Origin of the sequence: Kosakonia sp., from assembly GCF_032104925.1 — a bacterium.
Lineage (GTDB): Bacteria > Pseudomonadota > Gammaproteobacteria > Enterobacterales > Enterobacteriaceae > Kosakonia.
In genome coordinates, this window is record NZ_DAMCGF010000002.1 from 554746 (window position 1) to 580872 (window position 26127).

The 26127-nt window shown below is 57.3% G+C and carries 23 protein-coding genes; 10 read left to right on the top strand and 13 right to left on the bottom strand.

What is annotated here, in order from left to right:
* Window positions 1-9: 9 nt before the first annotated feature.
* The 6 genes from RT644_RS05685 to RT644_RS05710 all read right to left on the bottom strand — a co-directional run bounded on the left by RT644_RS05685 (window position 10) and on the right by RT644_RS05710 (window position 5433).
* On the bottom strand, window positions 10-1365 hold the full coding sequence (locus RT644_RS05685; RefSeq protein WP_020455003.1) for a 6-phospho-beta-glucosidase: 1356 nt from the start codon (window positions 1363-1365) through the stop codon (window positions 10-12).
* 54 nt (window positions 1366-1419) lie between these two features.
* A complete protein-coding gene (gene chbR / locus RT644_RS05690; RefSeq protein ID WP_017459239.1) occupies window positions 1420-2259 on the bottom strand; it encodes a transcriptional regulator ChbR in 840 nt (279 codons plus the stop codon).
* A gap of 13 nt (window positions 2260-2272) precedes the next feature.
* Window positions 2273-2620 carry a PTS N,N'-diacetylchitobiose transporter subunit IIA gene (chbA, locus tag RT644_RS05695; protein WP_160268850.1) on the bottom strand — a complete coding sequence of 116 codons (348 nt, stop codon included), beginning with the start codon at window positions 2618-2620 and terminating at the stop codon, window positions 2273-2275.
* Window positions 2621-2667: 47 nt separating this feature from the next.
* Window positions 2668-4026: a PTS N,N'-diacetylchitobiose transporter subunit IIC gene (gene chbC / locus RT644_RS05700; protein WP_020455001.1), complete on the bottom strand. Its 1359-nt coding sequence runs from the start codon at window positions 4024-4026 to the stop codon at window positions 2668-2670.
* Window positions 4027-4105: 79 nt separating this feature from the next.
* Entirely contained in the window at window positions 4106-4441 is a 336-nt protein-coding gene (locus RT644_RS05705) for a PTS sugar transporter subunit IIB (RefSeq protein ID WP_071925221.1), read from the bottom strand.
* Window positions 4442-4755: 314 nt separating this feature from the next.
* Entirely contained in the window at window positions 4756-5433 is a 678-nt protein-coding gene (locus RT644_RS05710) for a type 1 glutamine amidotransferase domain-containing protein (protein WP_045511097.1), read from the bottom strand.
* A gap of 378 nt (window positions 5434-5811) precedes the next feature.
* Between RT644_RS05710 and RT644_RS05715 the strand changes: the two genes are divergently transcribed.
* Window positions 5812-6069 carry a YdgH/BhsA/McbA-like domain containing protein gene (locus RT644_RS05715; protein ID WP_020454999.1) on the top strand — a complete coding sequence of 86 codons (258 nt, stop codon included), beginning with the start codon at window positions 5812-5814 and terminating at the stop codon, window positions 6067-6069.
* Window positions 6070-6164: 95 nt separating this feature from the next.
* Here the strand turns inward: RT644_RS05715 and RT644_RS05720 are convergent, their stop codons facing one another.
* The 3 genes from RT644_RS05720 to RT644_RS05730 all read right to left on the bottom strand — a co-directional run bounded on the left by RT644_RS05720 (window position 6165) and on the right by RT644_RS05730 (window position 8737).
* Window positions 6165-6548, bottom strand: coding sequence for a DoxX family protein (locus RT644_RS05720; protein WP_045511094.1), 384 nt, complete (start codon window positions 6546-6548; stop codon window positions 6165-6167).
* A gap of 112 nt (window positions 6549-6660) precedes the next feature.
* Window positions 6661-8037 (bottom strand): heavy metal sensor histidine kinase, encoded by a 1377-nt coding sequence (locus RT644_RS05725; RefSeq protein WP_020454997.1) that lies wholly within the window; start codon window positions 8035-8037, stop codon window positions 6661-6663.
* The gene (locus RT644_RS05730; RefSeq protein WP_020454996.1) at window positions 8030-8737 is read right to left on the bottom strand and encodes a heavy metal response regulator transcription factor; all 708 of its coding nucleotides are present in this window, start codon (window positions 8735-8737) and stop codon (window positions 8030-8032) included. Before RT644_RS05730 ends, RT644_RS05725 begins: the two co-directional genes overlap by 8 nt.
* Before the next feature lie 166 nt (window positions 8738-8903).
* On the opposite strand from RT644_RS05730, the gene RT644_RS05735 reads away from it, so the two are divergent.
* The gene (locus RT644_RS05735; RefSeq protein ID WP_313626114.1) at window positions 8904-9527 is read left to right on the top strand and encodes a YceI family protein; all 624 of its coding nucleotides are present in this window, start codon (window positions 8904-8906) and stop codon (window positions 9525-9527) included.
* Window positions 9528-9544: 17 nt separating this feature from the next.
* Here RT644_RS05735 and RT644_RS05740 read toward each other — a convergent pair whose 3' ends face one another.
* The 3 genes from RT644_RS05740 to RT644_RS05750 are packed head-to-tail and all read right to left on the bottom strand — an operon-like array spanning window position 9545 to window position 11386.
* Window positions 9545-10330 carry a hypothetical protein gene (locus RT644_RS05740; RefSeq protein ID WP_313626115.1) on the bottom strand — a complete coding sequence of 262 codons (786 nt, stop codon included), beginning with the start codon at window positions 10328-10330 and terminating at the stop codon, window positions 9545-9547.
* Window positions 10327-10884, bottom strand: a complete 558-nt coding sequence (locus tag RT644_RS05745; RefSeq protein WP_313626116.1) for a sigma-70 family RNA polymerase sigma factor — start codon at window positions 10882-10884, stop codon at window positions 10327-10329. Before RT644_RS05745 ends, RT644_RS05740 begins: the two co-directional genes overlap by 4 nt.
* Window positions 10865-11386, bottom strand: coding sequence for a tetratricopeptide repeat protein (locus tag RT644_RS05750; protein WP_020454992.1), 522 nt, complete (start codon window positions 11384-11386; stop codon window positions 10865-10867). Before RT644_RS05750 ends, RT644_RS05745 begins: the two co-directional genes overlap by 20 nt.
* A 187-nt stretch (window positions 11387-11573) precedes the next feature.
* On the opposite strand from RT644_RS05750, the gene RT644_RS05755 reads away from it, so the two are divergent.
* Window positions 11574-13238 (top strand): phospholipase D-like domain-containing protein, encoded by a 1665-nt coding sequence (locus tag RT644_RS05755; RefSeq protein ID WP_313626117.1) that lies wholly within the window; start codon window positions 11574-11576, stop codon window positions 13236-13238.
* A gap of 246 nt (window positions 13239-13484) precedes the next feature.
* Here the strand turns inward: RT644_RS05755 and RT644_RS05760 are convergent, their stop codons facing one another.
* A complete protein-coding gene (locus tag RT644_RS05760; RefSeq protein WP_313626118.1) occupies window positions 13485-14081 on the bottom strand; it encodes an NAD(P)H-dependent oxidoreductase in 597 nt (198 codons plus the stop codon).
* Window positions 14082-14193: 112 nt separating this feature from the next.
* On the opposite strand from RT644_RS05760, the gene RT644_RS05765 reads away from it, so the two are divergent.
* The 7 genes from RT644_RS05765 to RT644_RS05795 all read left to right on the top strand — a co-directional run bounded on the left by RT644_RS05765 (window position 14194) and on the right by RT644_RS05795 (window position 26050).
* Window positions 14194-14790, top strand: coding sequence for a TetR/AcrR family transcriptional regulator (locus tag RT644_RS05765; RefSeq protein WP_313626119.1), 597 nt, complete (start codon window positions 14194-14196; stop codon window positions 14788-14790).
* A 60-nt stretch (window positions 14791-14850) separates the two neighbouring features.
* Window positions 14851-16107 carry a nitrate- and nitrite sensing domain-containing protein gene (locus RT644_RS05770; protein WP_313626120.1) on the top strand — a complete coding sequence of 419 codons (1257 nt, stop codon included), beginning with the start codon at window positions 14851-14853 and terminating at the stop codon, window positions 16105-16107.
* Between the two features lie 273 nt (window positions 16108-16380).
* Window positions 16381-17640 (top strand): CmpA/NrtA family ABC transporter substrate-binding protein, encoded by a 1260-nt coding sequence (locus RT644_RS05775; RefSeq protein ID WP_313626121.1) that lies wholly within the window; start codon window positions 16381-16383, stop codon window positions 17638-17640.
* 10 nt (window positions 17641-17650) lie between these two features.
* On the top strand, window positions 17651-18538 hold the full coding sequence (gene ntrB, locus RT644_RS05780; protein WP_020454986.1) for a nitrate ABC transporter permease: 888 nt from the start codon (window positions 17651-17653) through the stop codon (window positions 18536-18538).
* A 9-nt stretch (window positions 18539-18547) separates the two neighbouring features.
* Window positions 18548-19342, top strand: a complete 795-nt coding sequence (locus tag RT644_RS05785; RefSeq protein WP_020454985.1) for an ABC transporter ATP-binding protein — start codon at window positions 18548-18550, stop codon at window positions 19340-19342.
* 34 nt (window positions 19343-19376) lie between these two features.
* Entirely contained in the window at window positions 19377-22289 is a 2913-nt protein-coding gene (gene nirB, locus RT644_RS05790; protein WP_313626122.1) for a nitrite reductase large subunit NirB, read from the top strand.
* Between the two features lie 17 nt (window positions 22290-22306).
* Window positions 22307-26050: a bifunctional nitrate reductase/sulfite reductase flavoprotein subunit alpha gene (locus RT644_RS05795; RefSeq protein ID WP_313626123.1), complete on the top strand. Its 3744-nt coding sequence runs from the start codon at window positions 22307-22309 to the stop codon at window positions 26048-26050.
* Window positions 26051-26127 lie beyond the last annotated feature (77 nt).

Genomic DNA, 26127 nt, shown 5'->3' on the forward strand with positions numbered 1-26127 from the left:
CCGTCCCGGTTAATGATGTTCAGCTTTCAGTTGCGCAAGGGTACTGGCAAAGTTTGGCAGCCATTTTTCGTGGGCGAGCAGCATTTCACGCGCCAGAATTTCCGCGTCGCGATCGGAGTGGATCAGCGGGCTAAGGCTCAGCGCCAGCAAGACATCGTTCAGCTCGCCGCTGAGTGCCGCTTTGCTGGCCGCCACTTCAAAACCTTTAATGGTGTAGATAAGCCCCAACACTTTCTCATCAAAGTGGGTGACGCGCGGGTGCGGTGTTGCGCCGTTGCGCCCCAGCGTACAGGTCATCTCTACCGCCCAGTCCGCCGGGATATTGTCGATATGCCCGTGATGCGGAATATTCACATAGTGCTCGGTTTGCTTGTCGTTATAGATAGCGTTGATCACTTCACAGGCCGCATCGGAATAGTACGCGCCGCCGCGCTGCTCAAGCTCTTTCGGTTTCACCTTCAGCTCAGGATCTTTGTACAGCTCAAATAGCTGTTTTTCGACTTTCTGTACCACCTGCGCCCGCGCGCCGCCTTTGTAGTACTCGCCCATCTCAATCGCCAGCATCTCTTTTTGCTTAAAGTAATAGAGCAGATAAGAGCAGGGCAGCAGGTTGAGTGAGCGGATCAACCCTTCGCTAAACGGCAGGTCGAAAATGTTCTTCACCGAGGAGGCTTTCAGCCTGCCGGAGGCCACACCGTCGAGCAGCTCCGCAAAACGCGATTCACCATTAACCAGCACATCTTTAATAAACACCATGTGGTTAAGGCCAAACAGATCCATGGCAACATCATCGCTACTGCTAAGACCCAGCACGTCATGAATAAACATCTTCATGCCGACCGGAATATTGCACACGCCGATAAACTTTTTAAAACCGGTGTGGCGATACACCGCTTCTGTGACCATTCCCGCCGGGTTGGTGAAATTAATCACCCACGCATCCGGGCAGATCTCCTCGACATCTTTGATGATGTCGAAGATAACCGGAATGGTGCGCAAGCCTTTAAACAGCCCGCCCGCCCCGTTGGTTTCCTGGCCCAGATAACCGTGACTTAGCGGAATACGCTCATCCAGCTCACGGGCTTTAAGCTGGCCGACGCGCAGTTGCGTGGTGACAAAATTTGCCTCGCGCAGCGCTTCGCGGCGGTCCAGCGTTTTAAACAGTGTTAGCGGGATGCCGGCTTTATCAATCATGCGCTGGCAAAGATCGAAAATAATATCCAGCTTCTCTTTTCCGTCCTCAACATCGACCAGCCATAATTCGGTGACCGGCAGTTCGTGGTAGCGCTTAATAAACCCTTCCAGTAATTCCGGGGTGTAGCTGCTACCGCCGCCGATGGTGACGACTTTTAATTTCTGCTTCATGATTTCTCCCTTCGTGTCAGACACGGTGGTGTAAAACGTTCAGCCCGCACGCCGTTACTGGTTGATTTCCGTTAACCTTTTTCGGTAGCTATTGGGGGTGAATGAGGTCATTTTCTTGAATGTTTTAATAAACAGGCTTGGGCTGCTGTAACCCGACTCATAAGCAATATCGGTGACCGAATAGTTGGTCATTTCCAGCTGCTTCTTCGCGAAATCTATGCGGATTTCATTGATGATCTGCATCGGCGTTTTGCGGTAATAACGCCGGGTGGCGCGGGTCAGATACTCCTGCGATTTCGCCGCCAGCTGCACCATATTTTCCATCGCGTTTTCGCCAAACTGCGTTTTATCGTGCATTGATTCAATGGTGGTTTTTAACCACTGCGGTGTGTCATCCACCACCTGCTCTTCACGGTAGTGGCGCAGGCGGTTAATGACATAAAAGGTCACCGCCTCGATAAATTCGTCCAGCCCGGTTTCGCGGAAATTGAGTGAGGCGATAACGGTTTCCACATAGCTCAGAAAAGCGCTGCTGGCGCGGTAGGCCTGCGAGGCGACAAAACAAAATGGCAGCAGGGCAAGATAATGCTGTTCAAAAAAGCGTTTACTGATCCCCACATTGAGTATCCGCGTCGCGCCAAATTCATAGAAACTTTGGTGGTGCGAACCCAGCGGGATAAAAACGAAATCACCGCGTTCAAGCAGCACGCGCTTACCATTAATCTCCTGGTAATAGCGGCCGGTTAATACCAGCGTGAATTCGTAGTAGTCGTGCTGATGCAGCCCGCTGGCGCTCTCCGTCTTGTTGTAGATAAACACATGGAAATTTTTACCGTTAAACAACTGCTGTTCGTGAACGGTTTTGATCCCCAGCGTGTTGATCGAAGGCTGCATTATTCACTCCTTGTTATTTCAGTTTTTCGTGAAGCTCAATCAGTTCCGTTATCAGCTCGCGCGCCAGCATTGATGTCATCAGATGATCCTGCGCATGCACCAGCACCAGGCTCACTTTCATCCGGCCTTCGCCCTGATCGCCCTCAATCAGTTTAGTCTGCACCAGGTGTGCTTCGTTGAGCGCCAGCCTTGATTGCTCCATCAGCGCTTTTGCGCCGTCAAAATCACCCTGTTTAGCCTGTTTCAGCGCGGTGTAGGCCAGGCTGCGCGCGTGCCCTGAGTTAATGATTAAGCCCATCACCACTTCTTCCAGCTCATCGGCCGGGGTGGTGCTCTCCAGGACGGTATCGAAATCGAACATCGTTGCTCCTCGCGTGGTTTCCGGCGGGGGCCACCCGCCGGGTTCGGTCAGAATTTCAGTGCATTAGCGATATCTTCTTCGCTCTCTTCCTGCTCAATGGCGTTCTGCGCTTTGTTGGCGACCATCACGAACGGCAGGTAAACCAGCGTCGCAATGCCTAAGTTGAACAGCGCGAGCAGCAGCGCGGCGATACTGCCGTTGGTGTTAAAGAATGCGCCCAGCCCGGTTGGCATTGTCCACGGTGCAATGTTGGTGATCGGTGGAATAAAGCCGGTGTAGTAGGCCAGCAGCGTAATGGCGGCAAGTATCGGCTGCACCAGAATGAAGGGGATAAACATCACCGGGTTCATGATGATCGGCAGGCCGAACAAAATCGGTTCGTTAATCTGGAACAGGCCGGAAGGCAGACCCAGCTTCGCCACCTGGCGGTAATCCGCGCGACGTGAAGCGAGGAAGATGGCGATAATCAGCCCCAGCGTTGCGCCGCTGCCGCCCAGGAAGATATACGAGTCGAGCATCGGTTTCGCCCAGACATGGAACGTTTTACCCGCTGCCAGCGCCGCTTCAACCGAGCCATATTGTTGATAGACAGAAATATTTTCCAGCGCCCATGGCGTCATGATGCCGCTGTCCAGCGCGGTCAGCGCCAGCGAACCATGGATGCCGAAAAACCACAGCAGCGGCACAAACAGTACATATGCCCAGCCGACCACACTGCCCAGCGAAGCCAGCGGCGTGGAGATGGTGTCCATGATAATTTGATGGAAATTGGTGCCGTAGTGATTCAGCGCCCAGGCGATAATGCCCATAATCGACAGAATAATAAAACCGGGGATCAGCGCGGAGAACGAGCGCGCCACCGAAGCCGGTACACTGTCTGGCAAGGTGATCACCCAGTTGCGTCGCACAATAAAGGTGAACATTTCCGCCACGGCCAGGCCAATGATAATCCCGGAAATAATATTCGCCCCGCCTAACCAGTTGGCGCCAACGGCGTAAGATTCACCGACGCTATACGGCGTGACGGTCATAAACGCGGCAATCGATAACAACCCGGCGGCCAGCGCATCCACTTTGCGCTCTTCCGCCAGCGCCATGCCGATAAAGAAGGGGGCCATCAGCGACATAATGCCCAGCGTGCCGTTATAGACGTTGCCGCCGATGCCTTTAAAACTGTTCAGCGTTTCAATGGTTGAGGCATCCAGCCGAATGCCCAACGAATAAAAGAACGATCCTTCGCCAAAACTCAGGAACACGTTATTAATTAAGACAAACATCGCCCCGGCGAGGGTCAACGGCATTAAGCGGATAAAGCCGTTTTTAATGGCGTTAACATGTGGCTGTTTGCCGATTTTTACCGCAAAAGGCACCAGTATCTTTTCAAGTGAAGCAATGGCATTACTCATAGAAAATACCCTTAAATACCGCAATGCAACATTGCGGTGAATGTGTGGGATCACTGTGTGATAAGCGAACGCAAAACGTTTAGTTGGCGGCGGCTTTTTTTATTGCCGCCACGGCGGCCTTCAGAACACCTAAACCATCGACTTTGCCGTACAGCGAGGCGTCGATCACTTCGACAGGCTTATTGGGAAGCAGACGCTGGATATCCGGTAACATCCAGGCGATTTGTGGACCTAATAAAACAACATCGGCCTGCGGGCCTTTTTCACTGGCGAGTGTCTCGGGAAATGCTTCAATAATGACCGGGACTTCATATTTTTCCGCCTGGGTGCGCATCTTCGACACCAGCAATGACGTCGACATGCCCGCAGAACAAAACAGGTAAATATGTTTCTTTTCCATAAAAACGACCCTCATTGTCCGATGATCCGCCAGCCGGACTCGTTTCTCTCTCTTCGTACTGGCGGTGCGCCTAACCAAAATGACTTTTTTCTTCGGTTGAAACAAGTATACGGGAGGGTTATCGGTGCGGGTATTTCATAAGGCTCCAAAATTGTCTCTGGTTGACCTGGTGCTTTGCGGGCCTTCACATTTTGGGCAATTTATCGTTAAAGAGGTGGGGCAGGCGGGGATAAGTACGGTTCAACTATTTCTGGATGGCACTGCGTAGCTGCGCAAAAAGGGGCTGCGAGGCGCCGCCATTACGCTGCGGGTAATGGCGGCAACACGCATTATCTCAGCATGGCGACTAACGCTTTCGCCACGGCTTCGGAACTGGCCGGGTTTTGCCCGGTGATCAGTTTCCCGTCTTCGACGACGAACGGTGCCCAGTTCGGCCCTTTGTCATACTTCGCGCCGAGCGATATCAATTCGTCCTCCACCAGAAACGGCACTACGTTGGTCAGCTCAACATCCGCTTCTTCGCCGTTAGTAAAGCCGGTCACTTTACGTCCTTTCACCAGCGGATCGCCGGCGGCGGTTTTCACATGACGCAACACGCCCGGCGCGTGGCAGACAAAACTCACCGGTTTACCGGCACGTTCAAATGCTTCAATCAGCGCAATCGAGGTGTCGGATTCGGCCAGATCCCACAGCGGGCCGTGGCCGCCGGGGTAAAAGAGAGCGTCAAAATCCCCGGCGCGTATGCTATCGAGTTTAACGGTGTTAGCCAGCGCCTGCTGGGCCGCCGGGTCGGCTTTAAAACGGTGGGTCAGTTCGGTCTGAAAATCCGGCAGATCGCTTTTCGGATCGAGCGGTGGCTGACCACCGGCGGGCGAGGCGAGCACAACCTCGGCGCCCGCGTCTTTGAATACGTAATAAGGGGCGGCGAACTCTTCAAGCCAGAAACCGGTTTTTTTACCGGTATTACCCAGTTCGCTGTGGGATGTCAGCACCATTACTATTTTCATGTTACCTCCGTCGTGATGCGTTATCAGCGGCATTACCGTTGCCATACTGAATGAAAAAGTCGTTCAGTAAGCATAGCGATGAATATCGGCTTTACCGGGATTGTCGGAAAACTCCAGGCCTAAGCGTTACAGTATTCACACTTTATTACACGTCGCTACACCACTAATTACTTTCTTTAATTCGTTTCGCTATGGGTGAATGTTTGATTATGCATTGCGGTCCGTTTTTTCTTTTATTCAAAGAAATGTCTAATCCTGTAAATAACGCCAGTCTGACAAAGTTGTTATAAAACTGTCAGCCGTTGGTCAGCATGCGCTGCGTAATATCGCTTACGTTGAAACATGATTATTACCCCCTCTTTTATGCGGAGCTTTATTATGAAAACCATTATTAACACCGTGCTTGCTGCAACACTGTTTAGTGCTATCTCTTTCGGCGCGTTTGCCGCGCAACCAGTCACCGACGATAGTGGCCTGGTGCCGATGGGCACCATTTCAATTGCCAAAGCCGATACGGTTGCGGATCTCGAAGCGCAAGTTCAGCAAGCCGCTGAAAAAGATAATGCGAAATACTATAAAATCATCTCCGCCGGTGGCGATGAGTATATTTATGGTAATGCGATTCTGTATAAATAATCGCGTGCAATTACCCCCGATCTTTCATTTGCTAAAGACCGGGGGTAATTATTCAGATATTGAAAAAGGCGCCGTGCAAGGCGCCTTTTTGCTGGCTATGATTTTTGTGGTTCGCGCGCCAGCAGGTAGAAACAGAGCAGACCGGCGCAAATACTCATGTTTTTGGTGAATTGAATCACTTGTCCGGCTTGCTGGGGGCCACTTGCCGCCCAGAATTGATGGAACATAATACTGGTGAGAAAAATATAGAAGATCCACAACAGCGATATTTCTTTTACCCGATAACCAACAATAAATGCAATGCTGCCACCCAGCTCAATGGCAATGGCAAAAATAATCATCAGTCTGCCAATAAGCATATCGCCAAACGGCGTTTTTAACACGTTATCGGTGAAGTTGATTATTTTCCCGCTGCCGCTATATAAAAACAGCGGGGTGATTAAGATACGGGCAATGATAATAATCGTGTGGTTGTTCATGCGCGGTTCCTTGAAGAAGAAAAAACCAATGAGTGGGCATGAGCAGTATATTGGCGGAACCCTGACGGCCGAATGACGCCATTCTGTCAAAGCTGTCAGGGAATAGCTGGCGCTATTTATTTAGCGCCAGCGTAAAGCCAAAGGTATTTTCGCCGTTCTGGCTGGTGGCAAAGACATCACCGCCATGCATTTGCGCCACCGCTTTGACAATCGACAGCCCAAGCCCGTGGTTGGTATCGCTTTGCGTTCTGGCGTGATCGGCGCGGTAAAAGCGCTCAAACAATCTTTCCAGATGGTGGCTTTCAATGGCATCGCCGTAATTTTTAACGCTCACCGTCGCATGCTGATCATTACGACTCAACGTGACCGTGACCTGGCTATTTTCGTAGGCGTAGCGGGCGCTGTTTTCCAGCAAATTGGCGAGCGAGCGGGTAAATAAGCGCCTGTCGACGCAGATCGTCACATCACCTTCGATCAGTAATTGCAAATGGCGATCGGTGAATGAAGGTTCGGTATATTCGGCCGTTTTTAACGCCTCCTCGCGCAGCGACACTTCCGCAAGCTGCGCCGGATGTTTGCCGGTTTGCGCATGGGACAAGAACAGCATGTCGTTGACGATCGACGTCATGCGGTTTACCTCCTCAAGGTTTGATTCGAGGCAGGCTTCGAGTTCCTCATGGCTGCGTTTGCGCGAGAGGGCTAGCTGCGTCTGGCCGAGAATGCTCGAGAGCGGCGTTCTCAACTCGTGCGCCACATCGGCGTTAAAACTTTCCAGTTGTCGCCATGCAATTTGCTGGCGGGCGAGCACGCCGTTAAAGGCTTCCGCCAGACCCTGCAACTCCTGCGGTAGCGCGGTGGCGTCCAGCCGCTGGCCGTCAATCCCTGGCGCAAGTTCACGCGCCTGCTGGCTGAGGAGTTCCACCGGTTGCATCCCCTGGCGGGAGATAACAAAGCCTAAAAAGGTCACGAACAGCACGCCCATGGTGGTGATAAAAATCAGCACCTGGGTAAATTCATTCAGCGTGCCCATATACGGCGTGGAGTCGATAGAAACCACAAAATGCAGCGGCGTCACGCCATCGCGGTAGCGAATGGTTTTCGTCAGAATAAACAGCGGACACTGGTCGGTTTTTTCCCGGTTAATGCGGCTGAAGCCATCGGTAAGGGCGTTGAGATCGATCTCTTTTGGCGGCTCGCCACCCACTTGTAGCGCCGGATCGCTGCTTAAAATCCAGTAGTGAACGCGCCCGCCTTCCGAGTTACTCAGGCTCATCAGCTTGGTTTTGAGTTCATCGAGTTCATGGTGATTAAACTTGGAAACGATCAACGGCTCCACCAGCGAGTAGCGGAACATCAATTCGTTATGCATCTGTTTATTCAGCGATTCGCGCAGCGATTCCCGCAGGCAAAGCGCATAGGCGAGGGCAATACATAAGGTGACCACCGCAAACGTCAGCGCCAGCTTGCGGGAAATAGAACGTTTAAACATACGCACTCATCTTGCCGGGATCTTCGTCGCGATACTCAAGGATGTAACCCATGCCGCGCACGGTGTGCAGCAGCTTCTCTTCAAACGGGGAGTCGATTTTGGCGCGTAAACGTTTGATCGCGACTTCGACAATATTGGCGTCGCTTTCAAAGTTCATATCCCAGACCTGCTCGGCAATCATCATTTTCGACAGCACTTCCCCCTGGTGCCTGGCGAGCAGACTTAGCAGGGCAAACTCCTTTTGCGTCAGGTCGATGCGCGTACCGTTGCGGTACACTTTGCGCGCGAGCAGATCGAGCTGCAGGTTGTGGACCTGCAACTGTGAAATATCAAGCCCATCGGTCGGTCGGCGGCGCAGCAGCGCCTGAATGCGCGCCACCAGCTCAATCAGCGAAAACGGTTTGGTCAGGTAATCATCCGCGCCCAGTCGCAGCCCTTTAACCCGCTCATCAAGTGAACCGCGCGCGGAAAGCATCAGCACCGGCGTCTGTTTCAGTTTGCGCAGGCTGGTGATGACGGCATACCCGTCCATTGACGGCAGCATGACATCCAGGATAATGGCGTCGTAGTCCATCTCCGTTGCCAGGAATAACCCTTCGCGCCCGTCGGCGCAGACATCGACGTTGTAACCTTGCTCGCGAAGCGCGGTGTTGATGTAAGACGAAATTTTCTCTTCATCTTCGATTAAAAGGAGTTTCATGACCCAGGCCCTGATGATTACCTATAACTGACGTCAATAATATAAAGCGTTGCCGCTAACAATTGCCTGACCGTTAACTGACAATTTTGTAAGCAAAAGACGTTATAACGAATAAAATTCCCGCCTGGTGCGTTTACGGGATATCTGCAATCCGGAGAATCCATTTATGAAACGCATCATTCCAGCCATCATGATTGGCCTTTTAAGCGCGCCGGGAGCACAGGCGATGCCGCTCAGCTACCGTATCGCCACGCCGGCAACCACGGTTGCGCTCTCCTGGCACGCCTTTGGCGGCGTGTCACAGGCGCATCTTGATGGCGTAAGTGGCGACGTAACGCTGAATCCGGCGCAGGAGAGGGAGGATCGCATCAACGTGACGATCCCCGTTGCGACACTTATCGCCTCTAACAGCCTGCTGACTTACCAGTTGAAAAGCAGCCTGTTTTTTGATGCGGAGCACTACCCGACAATCGCCTTTAGCAGTAGCCGGGTGGTGGATTTAGGCGACGGGCATTTCCGGGTTTTTGGCTCCCTGGCGGTAAAAAATATTCGCCGCCCGGTGATCCTCGACGCCACGCTGCAAAAACAGGGCCGGGCGGATTCGGGACAACTGTCACTCCATGCCACCACCGCGATCTCCCGTTCGGCATTTAACATGGATAAGTTCGCCATGCTGGTGGACGACACGGTAACGATAAATATTGAAATCCATGCGCAGGCCCAGGCCCAGGCCCAGGCCCAGGCCCAGGCCCAGGCTCAAGTCCAAGCTCAAGCTCGCCAGCCAGCGTAAACCGTGGCGGGCGCGACTTATGACAGCGCAGCGTGCAGCGCCTGCGCGTGTAGGGACAATTGCGGCGGTGGGTTTCGGCCTATCAGCACAAATTGATAGCCGCGTTGTTGCCACCAGACGAGGTGCATATCGTGGCGATGTTCAGGCGTTAAGGCGCGCGTTTGGGCATGTCGTTCAGGCGAAATACACAGCGCCATCGGGCCATATTCCGCATCCATCCACGCGATTTGCGCAATCGAGGTGCTGTCATAACGCAGCATGCGCACCATCTTCAGTTCTGCGCCGGTCAGGGCAAGTTGCGCCATCTTCACGTTTAAGCCAATATCCTGCGCTGTGCGCGCCAGCCCGCGTTGCAATGCCGTGGGCGAGCTGTCTGCATCCAGCAGCGTTTCCGCGCTATACAGCGACATATATTGCGCCTCAAGATCGCGGATTTTCTCGCTCTCATCACGCGCCAGCGCCAGTGGCCTTGCGAAATAGCCAAGCCCGCCGCCAATGACCAGAAAACTGAGCGACGCGGCAATCAGCGAACGGCGGCTGATGCCTGTGGATGAGCGGGGCGAAGCCAGCAGCTCGTTCAACCGCGCCTGCATGCGCGCTTCGGGAGCCTCATGAAGCAGCGGTGCGAAGGCCTCGGCGAAATCCGCACGATCCTGTTTTAGCGCCTCGGTACGGCTGGCGAGCTGTTCGTCTTGTGCAAGCTGGCTCTCAAATTGTTGCGCATCCGCTTCACTCATCTCGCCATCGAGCCAGGCGACAATCGCGTCATCCTGATAGGGCGGTGTAAACATGCTGGGTTTCACGAGCGTTTCTCCTGGGGTTTTGGCGGCGTAGTGGCTTTTTTCGCCAGCGTCGCGCGTGCGCTCGCCAGCCGGCTCATGATCGTGCCGATAGGCACTGCGAGCGTGTCTGCCGCTTCCTGATAGGTAAACCCTTCGACATAAACCAGAAATACGGTATTGCGCTGCGCCTCCGGCAGCGCGCTGACGTGCTGCATAACTTTCGCGTAATGCCGCCGCGCGTCATCCTGAGCGTGGGTATCCGCCACCAGCAGTTCATCACTCTCCACAAAACCTTGCCCCATCCGCACACGACGCGCGCGCAGATCGGAGATCCAGATCGAGTGCAGAATGGCGAACAGCCAGCTGTCTATGCGCGTGCCGGGGGTAAATTGCGCACTCTTTTCGAGTGCGCGAACGCAGGTCGACTGCACCAGTTCTTCGGCAACCTCGCGGTTGCGCGACAGAACCAGCCCATAGCGCCACAGGCGTGTCAGATGTGCAGCAAGTTGCTGGCGAACGTCACTGGTGGTGATTTTACGCTCCTCGCACCGGTCGTCAGGACTCAGGGTGACCATTAATCGCCGCCTGCAAATCGCGATACTCTTCGCATTGCACACCGCAAAGCGTGGCGATGGTTTTCAGTTGCTCTTTTGCCAGATCCGGGCGGCCTTTCACCAGCCACGCTTCACCGAGATATTCCCGCACTTTCGCATACTGCGGGTTGAGCGCCAGCGAACGCTGATAATAGCCAATGCCTTCATCGGTGCGACCCAGTTTGCGCGTGGCGTAACCCCGGTAGTTCCAGGCTTCGGCGGTATTGGCGTTTTTCAGCGTATCCAGCAGATTCAGCGCCGCCTGATACTCCCCTTTTTTCGCCAGATGATAAGCGTAATGGGTTTTATCGTCGTCGCTGAGGCGGCTGCTTTTTTCCGCCACACACTGTTTGAGCGTGCTGTCATAAACCTGCCCGCTCGGGCAGTCTGGCGTTTTACTGTTGGTATTATCGTCTCCGGCGGCGAAAACCTGCGCGGCAGGCAACAAAAATAGCGACAGCAACAGCGGGGCGAGCGTTTTCATTTTGAGTTCCTTCGGTAGCGTGAGTAGTGAGTTAACGCCGCAATGGCGATTTCTATTCGAAAAAAATCACGTTTCCCGCCAGGCGCTGCTGATGCTGGCGACATCACCGTCACGTCATACATCCGGTTTATAATTTGATACGGCGTGTCGCGGGAGTGTGAGTCTCTGATTCGGCGGAGGGTAAACCATGCGTGTTAGCGGGCAGCAAGGTGAGTTAACGGCGTTAGCGGTGGCGGGCAGCTATGTGGTGTTGCTGGGCTGGGATATGCCCGAGCAGCATATCCTCGCCGGTAATATTCTCGGTTTCGCCATTCAGCGCACGCGAAAAAGCGACGGGGAGGTTATCTGGCTAAACGGTATGAAAACCTTCGCCAGCGTCGAGCCGACGCCCGCGCCGGGCGTGCCGGTCTCCTCGTTCAGACACCCTTTCCAGACCTTTCAATGGTCTGATTACAGCGTTGCGCCCAACGCGGAATATCGCTACGAAATTGTCGCCATGCGCGGGCCTGCCGGGGCGTTAACGCCGGGCGATGCGGTGCAACTAACGGTACTAACCGAGCCGGTGGATAACGGCGAGCACGCGATTTTCTTCAACCGCGGAGCGATTGCCTCACAGGAGTATGCCCGGCGCTTTCATAATGCCAGCCCGGCGGAGATTGGCGATGCGGCCTGGAAGTGGCTGTCGCGCGGCCTGCTGGAAGGGCTGGAGCGGTTTATCGGCCAGGCTGATAAAGGTGATGAGCTGCACGGTGCCTTTTTTGAATTCAAAAACAGCCGCATCTATGACGCGTTAAAAAGCGCTGCCGCGCGCGGCGTGACCGTGAGCGTGATTTACGACGGCGACTCGCAGCGTGAGTCCAATGAAAAACATCTGGCGCACAGCGGCATCGAGGCGCTGACGCACCCGCGCATCCACTCCGGTCGCTATATGCATAACAAGTTCTTTGTTTTGCGGCGCCAGGGTGTGTCGCAGCAGGTCTGGACCGGTTCCACTAATCTCAGCGAAAACGGCATTTTCGGTCACTCGAATAATGCGCACATCGTTCGCGATCCTCGCGTGGCGGAGCAGTACGAAACCTACTGGCAACTGCTGTTGCAGGATTTAACCCGCGCGCCAACGGCGAAAAAAGTCGAAACGATCACCGCCGCGCCGCCGGTTCCGTGGCGCGATGAAGTGAGCACCGTCTTTTCGCCGCGCACCTCGCTCACCGCACTGGAGTGGTACGCCCAACTGGCTGCGGGCGCGCAACGCGCGTTGTTCGGCACTTTCGCTTTTGGCATGAACAAACTGTTTGTCCCCGCCTGGGATCGCACCGACGAGGTGTTACGCTTCGCCTTGCTGGAGAAAAAAGGTTCCGGCAGTCAGTACAAGCAACAAGCGGCGGAAATCGACCGTATCCGCAAACATCCAAATGTCACCATCGCCGTTGGGCAGAACCTGGTGCTGAACGCCTTTGACCGCTGGCTGAAAGAGATCGAAAGCCCGGTAGAAGAGACGCACGTCACGTACATTCACACCAAATATTTGTTGATCGACCCGCTTGGCCCGGAGCCGATTGTGATTGTCGGTTCGGCGAATTTTTCCGCCGCGTCCACCGACACCAATGATGAAAACATGCTGGTGATCAAGGGCAACGCTGCCGTGGCAGATGTTTATCTTGGGGAGTTTATGCGTCTGTTCACCCACTATGCGTTTCGTGAATCGGTGGCGCGCTCGCAACAACGCATCGTTGCAGGCGCGGTGTCGCCAAAATACCTGTATGAAACCACGCAGTGGATTGATGCTGCATCCGGGTATTTTGTCGCCGGTAGCGACCGCGCTCTGCGTCGCCGCTACTTTTCCGGTCAGTAAGCGGCGGCAAAATGGTGGTTGCAGGAGATAATTGCCGATGGCGATAGTTTCGCCGTCGGGCATTTTTTCCGCCTTTGTTCGGCAGGATAAAAAGAGAAATAACCGCTAATAACGCGTACCGGCATGGCTATTTTGCTTAAGGTCGATAAAAAGCAATGTAACGCAGTGCTGGTTCTTTGGTGCGTGGATAACGGTGCCCTTTTAAACCCGCCTGGGTGGCGGGTTTTCGCGGGTAAAGTGTGAGTTTTACTGCTGGTGAGTAAATATTCGCTCGCCAATTTTTTGCGCCTCACGTAATAACGCTTCCGGTGTGCCGAAATCAGGCAGCATCAGCGTGGCATTGGTGAGCACAGGCGCGCCGCAATAATCAAAAATGCCGTGGGCGATCTGCGTCTTCCAGGATTGTGCATAGCCATGCTTTTCAAAGGTTTTCATGTCTGCGCCGCCCAGGGCGATAAGGTGGACAGGTAAATGCCCAAGTTTGCCGGAGACCTTGCCGTTTGCGCCCTCTTCATAGGCCCATCCGTTGGAAAACACCCGGTCAATCCAGCCTTTTAACTGGCCGGGCATGGTCCACCAGTAAATGGGGAACACCAGCACCAGCGCATCGGCTTTCTCAATGCGCGCCTGCTCGGCAAGCACATCGGCGGGCAGCGGCGCGCCTTCGGCAAAGGCGGTGTAATCTGCCGCATTAAACACCGGGTTAAAGCCTTCTTGCGTCAGATCGGCAAATTCTGTGCTATTTTCCCCATTTTTATCCGTTATCCCCTGTGCAACAGCTTTCGCCACGCTGTGGGTTAACGAGCTTGCTAAAGGGTGCGAAACCACGATTAACGCATGCATCTGAACCTCCTGGATTGCCATCCGCCGTTAACGGACGTAGTCTTATATACGAACAGTAACCTACCATTAGTAAGTTACTTTTAGTATATAAGCCTGTCAAGGGAGAAACATCATGGCGGAAACGCGTGTGCGTCAGCGCTTGTCGCGGGAAGATCGCTATTTGCAGCTTGTGGATGTCGCGTGGCACATTATTCGCCAAGAGGGCACCGAAGCGCTGACGCTCGGCCATCTGGCGGAGCTAGCCGGTGTCACAAAGCCAGTGGTGTACGATCATTTCACCAGCCGTTCCGGGCTGCTGGCGGCGCTCTATCGCGAATATGATCAACGCCAGAACCGCAAAATGGATGATGCGCTGGCAAAGACCGCGCCGGAACTTGCCGCGCGCGCGTCGGTTATCGCCACCGCTTATATTGAGTGCGTGCTGTTTCAGGGCCGCGAAATGCCAAGTTTACTGGCGGCGCTCGCCGGTACGCCGGAGCTGGAAACTATCCGCCGCGAATACGCCGTCGATTTCATCGGCAAGTGCCGCACTCTGTTTGCGCCATTTTGCGGTGAACCGCTGCGCGATGCGCCGCTGTGGGCCATGCTGGGTGCCGCCGAAGGGCTCGCCTGGGCGGCGGTGCAGGGTGCGATTAGCGAGTCGCAGGCGAAAGAGGAACTTTGTGCGGTCATCATCGCCATGGTTCGGGCGACGCTGCCGCGCGGCTAAAGCCGTTCTACCTGGCGCGCGCCTTGCATCAGGGAAGCAGGACTTCCCTGGAGCATACGCATGATAGCCAATTCATCGACCACCATCCGTTTCCTGCTCGCCTCGCGCCAGTGTGAGCTCAACAGCCTGCGTTATCTGCTGCAAAGCGGCGAGCTGGTGGGCAAGATCAGCCAGCTTGTGCACATGCTGCAACGCGAGCGCGGAACCTCCAATATGTTCCTTTGCTCAAGCAAGGGGCAATTTGCTGATGAGTTGATCCTGCGCGAACAAGAGGTGGCGCAGGCACAAGCACCGCTGATGGCGCAACTCGACACGCTGGAGCAGCAGATTGCCGCGCTGCCGCAGGCCAGCCGTCTGTTCAGCCACGTCGCCAGCGTCGTGTACGCCCTCAGTTTGCTGCCTGCGTTACGCCAGCAAATCCGCCAGCGCACGCTGCGTTTACCGCAGGCGATGAGCTTCTTTAACGACATCATTCGCCATCTGTTGTCGCTGGTGTTTGAGCTGTCTGACACCGCCGCCGAACCGGCCATCTCCAGGCATTTGATCGCCATGTTCAGCTTTATGCAGGGCAAAGAGTACGCAGGTCAGGAGCGGGCGACCGGTGCGGCGGCCTTTGCCGCTGGTACATTCAGCGAAGAGACGCAGCAGAAATTGCTCAGCCTGATTGAACGCCAGGAGCGCTGTTTCGCCACCTTCGCCGATTTCGCCGACGATGAACACCGCCTGCGCTGGCAGCAGATGGCGACCGACAGCCAGTTTGAACGGCTGCGGCGCATTGCCTGCACCGGGCGTGAGCTTTACGACGCCGACAGTTGCCTGCGCTGGTTTGCCCTTGCCACCCAGCGCATTGACGAGATGAAAACCCTGGAAGATGCGCTGGCGCAAACGCTGATGGCGCACTGCCGGGCACGCATTGCCGCCACCGAGCAGGCCAATAATGAGCAACTCGCCGATATCGAAAGCCTGATGCCCGCATACGAGAACGAAGAGAGCAGTTACTCAGTCTTTAGCGACGCCCACGGCTGGCTGGAGAGCGGCGGCGTTCGCCCGCAGCTTGGCCGTTCACTGCTGGTGCTGGTGCAGCAGCAGTCTCGGCGCTTGCAGGCGCTGGACACAGAACTGGCGGCGCTGCGCGAAACGCTCAACGAGCGCAAGCAGATTGAGCGCGCGAAGAGCATGTTGATGCAGCACCGGCAAATCAGCGAAGAAGAGGCCTACAAAACCCTGCGGCGTATGGCGATGAACCAGAACAAAAAGCTGATAGAAATCGCCAGCGCCATGCTGGCGGTGGCCGATGTTTTTCAGGCTAACCCTTAAGGAGTAGCTGCACATTGCCAGTGCGAAAAGTGCCCTTCCGCAGTGCGCCGCGCTGGGTTGTTAGCGGCAATGTGCCGCGAAATCCGCCGCTTTCAATTCTGGCACAGCCTTTGCTTTAACCTTCCAGGACAGAAAAAATCACAACGCGCACCCGGCCAACGGCGGTCGGTTTAGCGTTAAGCGGACAACGGCGTCCATAAGCGTGCAGCTTTGCACAGGCTTATGGACGCCGTTTTTTTTGCATCCCACAACGGTGAGCAGCGCGAGGGTGGCATGAGTGATAACAACACGAAAGGTATGACGGTTTCCCGCCGTCAGTTTTTACTGGGCAGTGCGGCGCTCGGCGGCAGTCTGCTGGTGCCGGGCGTCATCAACCGCGCCTGGGCCGCCGGTTCTGACGCACCGGAGCTTAAAGAGATCCGCGTGGGCTTTATTCCGCTCACTGACTGCGCCTCGGTGGTGATGGCGGCGGTGAAAGGCTTCGACAAAAAATATGGCATCACCATTTTGCCGAGCAAAGAAGCCAACTGGGCGTCGGTGCGCGACAAACTTCTTTCTGGTGAATTGAACGCCTCGCACATTCTCTACGGCCAGCTTTACGGTCTGCAAATGGGGCTTTCTGCGCCGCAAACCAACATGGCGGCGCTGATGACCCTCAACCAGAACGGGCAGGGGATCACGCTCGCTAATGCGCTGCACGAGGCGGGTGTCACCGATTTGCCCGCGCTGGCAAAGCATCTCACCGCCAGTCCCGCGGGCACGTACACCTTTGCCCAGACCTTTCCGACCGGCACCCACGCCATGTGGCTCAACTACTGGCTGGCGAGCGCGGGTATTAATCCGCTCAACGACATCCGCAGCGTGGTGGTGCCACCGCCGCAAATGGTGATGAACATGAAAATTGGCAACATGGTCGGCTACTGCGTTGGCGAACCCTGGAACCAGCGCGCGATCAGCGATGGTATCGGTTTTACCGCCGCGACCAGCCAGGATATCTGGCCGGATCACCCGGAAAAAGTGCTCGGTACGCGCGCCGATTGGGTTGAAAAGAACCCCAACAGCGCCCGCGCGCTGACCGCCGCGATCCTGGAAGCCTCACGCTGGATTGACGCCTCGGACGATAACCGCCGCGAAACGGCGAAGGTGATTGCCGGGCGCGCTTATCTCAACACGAAAGAAGAGACCATCGTTGGCCGCATGCTCGGCCAGTACGACAACGGCATTGGCAAAAGCTGGAAAGATCAGCACGCGATGCGCTTCTTCCACGATGGCTCGGTCAACTACCCGTGGCTCTCCGATGGCATGTGGTTCCTCACCCAGCACAAGCGCTGGGGACTGCTCACAGACGATCCGGACTACCTCGCCATCGCCCGCCAGGTGAACCGCATTGATATCTACAAACAGGCCGCCGCCAGCGTGGGCAATGTTTCGCTGCCGGACAGCGATATGCGCAGCAGCGTGTTGATGGATGGCGTTCGCTGGGACGGCAGTAACCCTGCCGCCTACGCCAACGGCTTTAGCGTAAAAAAATGAGAGGTCGCTGATGAAAAACCAGGCGCAAGTTATCCCGATCCCGCTGGACGAAGCGGCGAAAATTCCCCAGCAGGCAGAGATCGTTACGCTGCCCGCCAAAGTGCGCGTACGTCGCCGCCCGTCATTGTTTCGCCCGCTGATGCAGCGCGTGGTGCCTGCGCTGCTCGGCATCGGCCTGCTGCTCTGCCTGTGGCAGGTGGCGGCGCTGAACAGCAAAAACTTCCCCACGCCGTGGCAAACGTGGCTGGCGGCGCTGGAGATTTTCGCCGATCCGTTTTATGTCGCCGGGCCGAACGATCAGGGCATTGGCTGGAACGTGCTGGCCTCATTAGAGCGCGTGGCGACCGGTTTTGGCCTTGCCGCACTGGTCGGTATTCCCACCGGTTTTTTGATTGGCCGCTTTCGTTTTGTCGCCAGCATGCTCAACCCGCTCATCTCGCTGCTGCGCCCGGTCAGCCCACTGGCCTGGCTGCCAATAGGTTTGCTGCTGTTCCAGCGTGCGGAACCGGCCTCAAGCTGGACGATTTTCATCTGCTCCATCTGGCCGATGATCCTCAACACCGCTGAAGGCGTGCGGCAGATCCCGCAGGATTACCTGAATGTCGCGCGGGTTCTGAAACTCTCCGAGTTCGCCATCATGCGCAAAATCCTGCTGCCCGCCGCGCTGCCGGGCATCCTCACCGGCATGCGGTTATCGATTGGCATCGCCTGGCTGGTGATTGTGGCGGCAGAAATGCTGACCGGCGGTATCGGCATCGGTTTCTGGATCTGGAACGAGTGGAACAACCTGAATGTGGAACACATCATCATCGCCATTGTGGTGATTGGCGTGGTCGGCCTGCTGCTCGAACAGGCGCTGATGTGGATTGCTAACCGTTTTAACTACACCAACCGCTAGGGGGCTCTGATGCGTACCAATCCGATTATCCAGGTTCAGCAGGTGAGCCAGCGTTTTAATACCAGCAGCGGCGAGTTTCTGGCGCTTGATAACGTTAGCTTTGACATTCACCCCGGCGAAACCCTCAGCCTGATTGGTCACTCCGGCTGCGGCAAATCCACGTTGCTGAATTTGATTGCCGGGCTGACGCTGCCCACCAGCGGCGGTCTGCTGTGCAACAACCGCGAAATCGACGGCCCGGGGCCGGAGCGCGGCGTGGTGTTTCAGAACCATTCGCTGCTGCCGTGGCTGACGGCGTACGACAACGTCGGGCTGGCGGTGCGCCAGGTGTTTCGCGGCGAAATGAGCAAAGTGGAGATGCATGAATGGATCATGCACAACCTGGATCTGGTGCATATGTCCCACGCGTGGAATAAGCGCCCGCACGAGATCTCCGGCGGCATGAAGCAGCGTGTCGGCATTGCCCGCGCGCTGGCGATGAAACCGAGCGTCCTGCTGATGGATGAGCCTTTCGGCGCGCTCGACGCTTTAACCCGCGCCCATTTACAGGATGCGGTGATGGAGATCCAACAGCGCCTGCACACCACCATTGTGCTGATCACCCACGACGTGGATGAGGCGGTGCTGCTCTCTGACCGCGTGTTGATGATGACCAACGGCCCGGCGGCGAGCATTGGCGAAATTATGGCGGTGGAGCTGGAGCGCCCGCGCTCGCGCGTTTCGCTGGCCGACGACGCGCAGTATCAGCGCTATCGCCAGCAAGTGCTGCATTTCCTGTATGAGAAACAGCCCAAAGCGGCCTGACCTCTCTTTCTCTTGCGCATTAAGGATCCAGGTTATGAAAAAGCCCGTTTTAGCGGTGATCGGCCACGGCATGGTGAGCCACTACTTTCTGCAACAGCTCGTGGAGCGCGAACTGCACCTGCATTACGACATCGTGGTGTTTGGCGAAGAGCGGCTGCCTGCTTATGACCGCGTACATCTTTCGGAATATTTTGCCGGGCGCAGCGCGCAGTCGTTGTCGCTGGTAAGCGAGGGGTTCTTTGCCGATAACGGCATCACGCTGCACTGCGCGAGCAAAATTGTCGCTATCGACAGCCAGCAACGCTGTGTGCGCGATGCGCAGGGTGTGGAAACCCATTACGACACGCTGGTGCTCGCCACCGGTTCGTATGCTTTTGTACCGCCGATCAGCGGCAATACGCGCCCTGGCTGCCTGGTATACCGCACGCTCGACGATCTGGACGCCATCGCCGCGCAGGCGAAGAACGCGAAACGCGGCGTGGTGATTGGCGGCGGTTTGCTGGGGCTTGAGGCCGCCAACGCCCTGCGTCAGTTAGGGCTGGAAACCCACGTTGTTGAATTTGCGCCACGCCTGATGGCGGTACAGCTCGACGAGGGCGGCGCCATGATGCTGCAACGCAAAATCGAAGCGCTTGGCGTGCAGGTTCACACCCGCAAAGAGACGCGGGAAATCATCGACGGCGAGCAGGCGCGCCACCGCCTCTGCTTTGCCGACGGCAGTTTTCTGGAAACCGATCTGCTGCTGTTCTCGGCGGGCATCCGCCCGCGCGATGAGCTGGCGGAAAGCGCTGGGCTGCAAAAAGGGCCGCGCGGCGGCATTGTTATCAACGATCACTGTCAGACCTCCGATGAGGCCATTTACGCTATTGGCGAGTGCGCGTTGTGGAACGGGCAGATTTTTGGTCTTGTCGCACCGGGCTACCAGATGGCGCGCAGCGTGGCGGACAAGCTCGCGGCACGCGACACACCGTTTACCGGCGCGGATATGAGCACCAAACTGAAATTGCTGGGCGTCGAGGTGGCCTCTATTGGCGACGCGCACGGCAAAACCGCCGGCAGCCAGAGTTACCAGTGGACCGATGGCCCGCGCGAAATCTACAAGAAAATTGTTGTCTCCGCCGATGGCAAACGGCTGCTCGGCGCGGTGCTGATTGGCGATAGCGCCGATTACAGCCTGCTACTGCAAATGATGCTTAACGACATGCCGCTGCCCGCGCAGCCGCAAACGCTGATCCTGCCTGCGCTTTCCGGCGATGCGCCAAAAGGGCTGGGCGTGGCGGCGCTCGCCGCCAGCGCGCAAATCTGCTCCTGCCATAACGTCAGCAAAGGCGATATCGCCGCCGCCGTGGCGGGCGGTTGCAGCGAACTGGGAGCACTGAAAAGCTGCACCAAAGCGGGCACCGGCTGCGGCGGCTGCGTGCCGCTGCTGAAACAGGTGATGGAGCACGAGCTGCAACAGCTCGGCGTGGAGGTGAAAAAAGATATCTGCGAGCACTTTGCCTGGTCGCGTCAGGAGCTGTATCACCTGATCCGCCTGCACGATATCCGCACTTTCGACGCGCTGATTGCGCAGTTCGGCCAGGGGCACGGCTGCGAAGTATGCAAACCGCTGGTTGGTTCCATGCTCGCTTCGTGCTGGAACGACTACCTGCTTAAACCGCAGCACCTGCCATTGCAGGATACCAACGACCGCTTCTTCGCCAACATTCAAAAAGATGGCACCTACTCGGTGGTGCCGCGCATCCCGGCGGGCGAAATCACTCCGCAGGGGCTTATCGCCATCGGCGAAGTGGCGCAGCGCTACAACCTCTACACCAAAATCACCGGCGGGCAGCGAGTGGATCTCTTTGGCGCGCGGCTTGAGCAGTTGCCCGCGATTTGGGAGGAACTTATCGCCGCCGGGTTTGAAACCGGCCACGCTTACGGCAAATCCCTGCGCACGGTGAAATCCTGCGTCGGTTCCACCTGGTGCCGCTACGGCGTGCAGGATTCCACCGGCATGGCGATCGCGCTGGAGAACCGTTACAAGGGGCTGCGCTCGCCGCACAAAATTAAAATGGCGGTCTCCGGCTGTACCCGTGAATGCGCGGAAGCGCAGGGCAAAGACATTGGCGTGATCGCCACCGACAAAGGCTGGAACCTGTATGTCTGCGGCAACGGCGGTATGAAGCCGCGCCACGCCGATCTGTTTGCCAGCGATCTCGACAGCGAAGCGCTGATCCGCACCATCGACCGGGTGTTGATGTTCTACATCCGCACCGCCGACCGGCTACAGCGCACCAGCACCTGGCTGGACAACATGGAAGGCGGTCTGGACTACCTCAAACAGGTGGTACTGGAAGACAGTCTCAATATTGGCGCTGAACTTGAGCGCGAAATGCAGCAGGTGGTCGACAGCTACCAGTGCGAGTGGAAAACCACCCTCGATAACCCGCAAAACCGTCTGCTGTTCCGGGGCTTCCTCAATAGCGATCAACCGGATGAAGCGGTGGTGATGGTGCCGGAGCGCGGGCAGATCCGCCCGGCAACGGCACAGGAAAAACCGCCTATGCAGAACCAGCCGCACACGGGGGATGGCGAGTGGCAGCAGATTGCCGCGCTGGCTGATATTCCGGCGAACGCCGGCATGGCCGCGCGTCTTGGCCAGCAGCAGATTGCCCTGTTTCACCTGCCTGATTGCGAGGAGCAAGTATTCGCGCTCGAAAACCATGAACCTGGCAGCCAGGCGAATGTGCTGGCGCGCGGGCTGGTGGGCGACGCAAGCGGTGAGCCGATGGTTATCTCCCCGCTGTATAAAAAGCGTTTTCGCCTGCGCGACGGGCAGAGCCTGGACGATGCCGGGCTGCGTCTGCGCGTCTGGCCGGTGAAAATCCTGCACGGGCAAATCTGGGTGCAGCACGCGCCCGCCGCACAGAACACCTTGTCGGCAGTTGCCGAAGCGTCTTAAACAGATCCGGGGGCGAAATGGAGCAGATCAAAAGCGTATGCCCCTACTGCGGGGTGGGCTGCGGGCTGGTGATGCAGGTGGAAAACCAGCGCATCATCAGTGTGGTGGGCGATAAATCCCACCCGACCAACCAGGGGCGGTTGTGCACCAAAGGTAAAAGCTGTGCCGGGGCGATAACGGCGACTGGCCGGCTGGATAGCGCGTATCTCCGCACATCGCGTCAGCATGAGCCAGTGCGCACGGCAATCGATGACGCCATCCGTGAAACCGCCCGGCGGCTGCGTGGCATTATCGATAAGCACGGCTCGGATGCGTTGGCGCTGTATGTTTCCGGCCAGATGTCCTTAGAAGCGCAATACCTGGCGAACAAGCTGGCGAAAGGGTTTATTGGCACCAACAACATCGAGTCCAACTCGCGCTTGTGCATGGCCAGCGCCGCCAGCGGTTATAAGCTCTCGCTCGGCGCGGATGGGCCACCTGGCTCTTATGACGATTTCGAGCGCGCCGATCTGTTCCTGGTGATTGGCGCCAACATGGCCGACTGCCACCCAATCCTGTTTCTGCGCATGATGGAGCGCGTCAATACCGGGGCGAAACTGATTGTCGTTGATCCTCGCCGTACTGCCACGGCAGAGAAAGCCTCGCTCTTTTTGCAGATCAAACCCGGCACCGATCTCGCGTTGCTGAACGGTTTGCTGGCACTGTTGGTGCAAAACGGTCAACTGGATAACGATTTTATCGCCCGGCACACCGAAGGCTGGCAGGCGATGCCGGATTTTCTGCTGGACTATACGCCGCAGCAGGTGGCCGAGCGCACCGGGTTGCGTGAAGCCGACATTCGCCAGGCGGCGCAGTGGATTGGCGAGGCGGGGGAATGGATGAGCTGCTGGACGATGGGGCTAAACCAGAGCACGCACGGCACCTGGAGCACCAACGCGTTATGCAATTTACACCTGGCGACCGGCGCGATTTGCCGCCCCGGCAGCGGGCCGTTTTCGCTTACCGGCCAGCCGAACGCGATGGGCGGGCGGGAAATGGGCTATATGGGCGGCGGCTTGCCGGGTCAGCGATCGGTGCTGGTGGATGAAGATCGCGCGTTCGTCGAACAGCTATGGCAACGTCCTGCCGGCACGCTGCGTGGCGAGGTGGGCGGCGGTACGGTCGCGCTGTTTGACGCGATGAGCGCAGGCGAGATCAAAGCCTGCTGGATAATCTGCACCAACCCGGTCGCCACCGTGCCAAACCGCGAAAAAGTGATCGCCGGGCTGGAACGCGCCGAACTGGTGATTGCGCAGGATGCGTTTCTGGATACCGAAACCAACCGCTACGCCGATATCCTGTTGCCGGGTGCATTGTGGGCGGAGGCCGAAGGAGTGATGGTCAACTCCGAACGCACCATGACGCTGATGCAGCAGGCGGTATCTCCGCCGGGCGATGCGCTTGCCGACTGGCAAATTATCGCCAGTGTGGCGTGTGAAATGGGTTACGCGGAGGGTTTTCGCTACGCCAGCGCCGCCGCGGTGTTTGATGAAATCCGCGCCGCTCACAACCCGGCAACCGGCTACGACATTCGCGGCGCGAGCTATGCGCGGCTGCGCCAGACGCCGTTGCAATGGCCGTGCGCGCCGGAGGATGATGAACCCCGTCATCCCATTCGCTATTTGCAGGATAACGGGCGCGTGCGTTTTGCTACCGCCAGCGGCAAGGGGCAATTTTTTGCCCGCCCGGATCTCGCGCCGGCCGAAATGCCAGATGACGACTACCCGCTGGTGCTCAACACCGGGCGCGTGCAGCACCAGTGGCATACGCTGACCAAGACCGGCAAAATCCCGCTGCTTAATACGCTCAACCCCGGACCGTTTATCGAAATCTCCGCCACAGACGCACAACGGCTGGCGATAAACGAGGGGGACTGGGTGGATATCCGCTCGCGGCGCGGTATGGCGCGGCTGCCTGCGGTGGTGACTGACCGTGTGCGACCCGGCAACAGCTTTGCGCCCTTTCACTGGAACGATCTTTTTGGCGAAAACCTGGCGATCAACGCCCTGACCAGCGATGCGCTGGATCCGGTTTCGCTGCAACCCGAGCTGAAACACTGCGCCATCGCGCTGGTGCGCAGCCAACAGCAACCCGCGCCCGCCGCTGCACCCGCAACGGATGAAGACAGCGGGTTAGTGCTGGTGCTGTGGGCTTCCACCACCGGCAATGCGCAGGCGTTTGCCCGACGCTGTGCCGAACAGCTGCTGCATGCCGGGCTGGCAGTAAAACTGCGCGCCATGGATAGCGTCGGTATTAACGATATGGCCGCCGCGCCGCGCGTGTTACTGCTCGCCAGCACCTTTGGCGATGGCGATCCGCCCGCTAATGGCGCGGCGTTATGGGCGGCGTTGAGCGCCGAAAACGCGCCTGCGCTGAGCAGGACGGCGTTTTCGGTGCTGGCGTTTGGCGATGCCAGTTACGCGCAGTTTTGCGGTTTTGGCCGCAAGCTCGATGCCCGGCTGGCCGCCCTTGGTGCACAGCGGCTGCTGGCGTGCCAGGCGTGCGATGCGGGCGATATTGACGCGGCGCAGCAGTGGCTGGCGGCGATCCTCACTGACATTCTGCGGCTCGGCGCGCCGCCGCAAAGCACGGCGCAACCCACGGCAAAAGCTGGGTTCAGCCGCCACGATCCCGTTAGCGTGCCGCTGGTCACGAACCAACTGCTGAGCGCGCCGGGGGCGGAAAAAGAGATCCGCCAGTTCGCGTTTGATCTGCAGGGTAGCGGTTTGCACTACGAAGCGGGCGACGCGCTCGGTGTCTGGCCGCGCAACTGCCCGCAGCGGGTCGCCGACATCCTCGACCTGCTGGCGCTGGATGGGCAAAGCAGGGTGCAGGTTAGCGGCGTGGGCGAGATGACGCTGCAGGCGGCGCTCTGCGACTGTTTTGACATCACGCGCATCACCCCGGAGGTGCTGCGCCTGGTGGCTGACCATGCGCAAAACGAAACGCTGCATAGCCTGCTCTCCAGTGAAAACAGTACCGAACTTACGCAGTGGCTGTGGGGGCGGCAGATTATCGACCTGTTGCAGTGTTTCCCGGTACATCTGGCGGCTGAACAGTGGCTTTCGGCGCTGCGTCGCTTGCAGCCACGGCTCTATTCCATCTCCTCCAGCCCGAAAGTTTCCCCGCAGCGCGTTGAACTGACGGTCTCCACCGTGCGTTATGGCGACAGCAAGCAACGCGGCGGCGTCTGTTCGACCTTTCTGGCGGATCGCGCAGAGCACGTGGCGATCTTTATTCAGCCCTCGCCGCATTTTCGCCTGCCAGCCGATCCGGACACGGCGGTGATCATGGTCGGCGCAGGCACCGGCATTGCGCCGTTTCGCGGTTTCCTGCAGGAGCGCCAGGCCACGGGGGCGAGAGGCGATAACTGGCTGTTCTTTGGCGAGCAGCATGCGGCCACGGATTTTTATTACCGTGAGGAACTGGAGGCCTGGCAGCGCGACGGCGTGTTGTCGCGCTTCACCACCGCGTTTTCCCGCGATCAGGCGCAGAAAATCTACGTTCAGCACCGCATGCTGGAGCAGGGCGAAGCGCTGTGGCGCTGGTTAGCCGCCGGGGCGCACTTTTATGTTTGCGGCGATGCGAGCCAGATGGCGAAAGATGTCGAAAACACCTTAAAACAGGTGGCACAAACCTTTGGCGGCATGAGCGCTGACGCGGCGGACGCCTGGCTGGCGACCCTGGCGCGGGAAAATCGCTATCAGCGCGATGTCTATTAAGCGTTGTACAGTGTGATACAAAGCCAACGCCCGGGCCGCGCGTAACCAGGATACACTCATTTTACCGTTACCCGCCG

Excerpts from the sequence above, each read along its gene's own strand:
- RT644_RS05685 (WP_020455003.1), bottom strand. The coding sequence starts at position 1,365 with ATGAAGCAGAAATTAAAAGTCGTCACCATCGGCGGCGGTAGCAGCTAC.
- chbR (WP_017459239.1), bottom strand. The coding sequence starts at position 2,259 with ATGCAGCCTTCGATCAACACGCTGGGGATCAAAACCGTTCACGAACAG.
- chbA (WP_160268850.1), bottom strand. The coding sequence starts at position 2,620 with ATGTTCGATTTCGATACCGTCCTGGAGAGCACCACCCCGGCCGATGAG.
- chbC (WP_020455001.1), bottom strand. The coding sequence starts at position 4,026 with ATGAGTAATGCCATTGCTTCACTTGAAAAGATACTGGTGCCTTTTGCG.
- RT644_RS05705 (WP_071925221.1), bottom strand. The coding sequence starts at position 4,441 with ATGAGGGTCGTTTTTATGGAAAAGAAACATATTTACCTGTTTTGTTCT.
- RT644_RS05710 (WP_045511097.1), bottom strand. The coding sequence starts at position 5,433 with ATGAAAATAGTAATGGTGCTGACATCCCACAGCGAACTGGGTAATACC.
- RT644_RS05715 (WP_020454999.1), top strand. The coding sequence starts at position 5,812 with ATGAAAACCATTATTAACACCGTGCTTGCTGCAACACTGTTTAGTGCT.
- RT644_RS05720 (WP_045511094.1), bottom strand. The coding sequence starts at position 6,548 with ATGAACAACCACACGATTATTATCATTGCCCGTATCTTAATCACCCCG.
- RT644_RS05725 (WP_020454997.1), bottom strand. The coding sequence starts at position 8,037 with ATGTTTAAACGTTCTATTTCCCGCAAGCTGGCGCTGACGTTTGCGGTG.
- RT644_RS05730 (WP_020454996.1), bottom strand. The coding sequence starts at position 8,737 with ATGAAACTCCTTTTAATCGAAGATGAAGAGAAAATTTCGTCTTACATC.
- RT644_RS05735 (WP_313626114.1), top strand. The coding sequence starts at position 8,904 with ATGAAACGCATCATTCCAGCCATCATGATTGGCCTTTTAAGCGCGCCG.
- RT644_RS05745 (WP_313626116.1), bottom strand. The coding sequence starts at position 10,884 with ATGGTCACCCTGAGTCCTGACGACCGGTGCGAGGAGCGTAAAATCACC.
- RT644_RS05750 (WP_020454992.1), bottom strand. The coding sequence starts at position 11,386 with ATGAAAACGCTCGCCCCGCTGTTGCTGTCGCTATTTTTGTTGCCTGCC.
- RT644_RS05755 (WP_313626117.1), top strand. The coding sequence starts at position 11,574 with ATGCGTGTTAGCGGGCAGCAAGGTGAGTTAACGGCGTTAGCGGTGGCG.
- RT644_RS05760 (WP_313626118.1), bottom strand. The coding sequence starts at position 14,081 with ATGCATGCGTTAATCGTGGTTTCGCACCCTTTAGCAAGCTCGTTAACC.
- RT644_RS05765 (WP_313626119.1), top strand. The coding sequence starts at position 14,194 with ATGGCGGAAACGCGTGTGCGTCAGCGCTTGTCGCGGGAAGATCGCTAT.
- RT644_RS05770 (WP_313626120.1), top strand. The coding sequence starts at position 14,851 with ATGATAGCCAATTCATCGACCACCATCCGTTTCCTGCTCGCCTCGCGC.
- RT644_RS05775 (WP_313626121.1), top strand. The coding sequence starts at position 16,381 with ATGAGTGATAACAACACGAAAGGTATGACGGTTTCCCGCCGTCAGTTT.
- ntrB (WP_020454986.1), top strand. The coding sequence starts at position 17,651 with ATGAAAAACCAGGCGCAAGTTATCCCGATCCCGCTGGACGAAGCGGCG.
- RT644_RS05785 (WP_020454985.1), top strand. The coding sequence starts at position 18,548 with ATGCGTACCAATCCGATTATCCAGGTTCAGCAGGTGAGCCAGCGTTTT.
- nirB (WP_313626122.1), top strand. The coding sequence starts at position 19,377 with ATGAAAAAGCCCGTTTTAGCGGTGATCGGCCACGGCATGGTGAGCCAC.
- RT644_RS05795 (WP_313626123.1), top strand. The coding sequence starts at position 22,307 with ATGGAGCAGATCAAAAGCGTATGCCCCTACTGCGGGGTGGGCTGCGGG.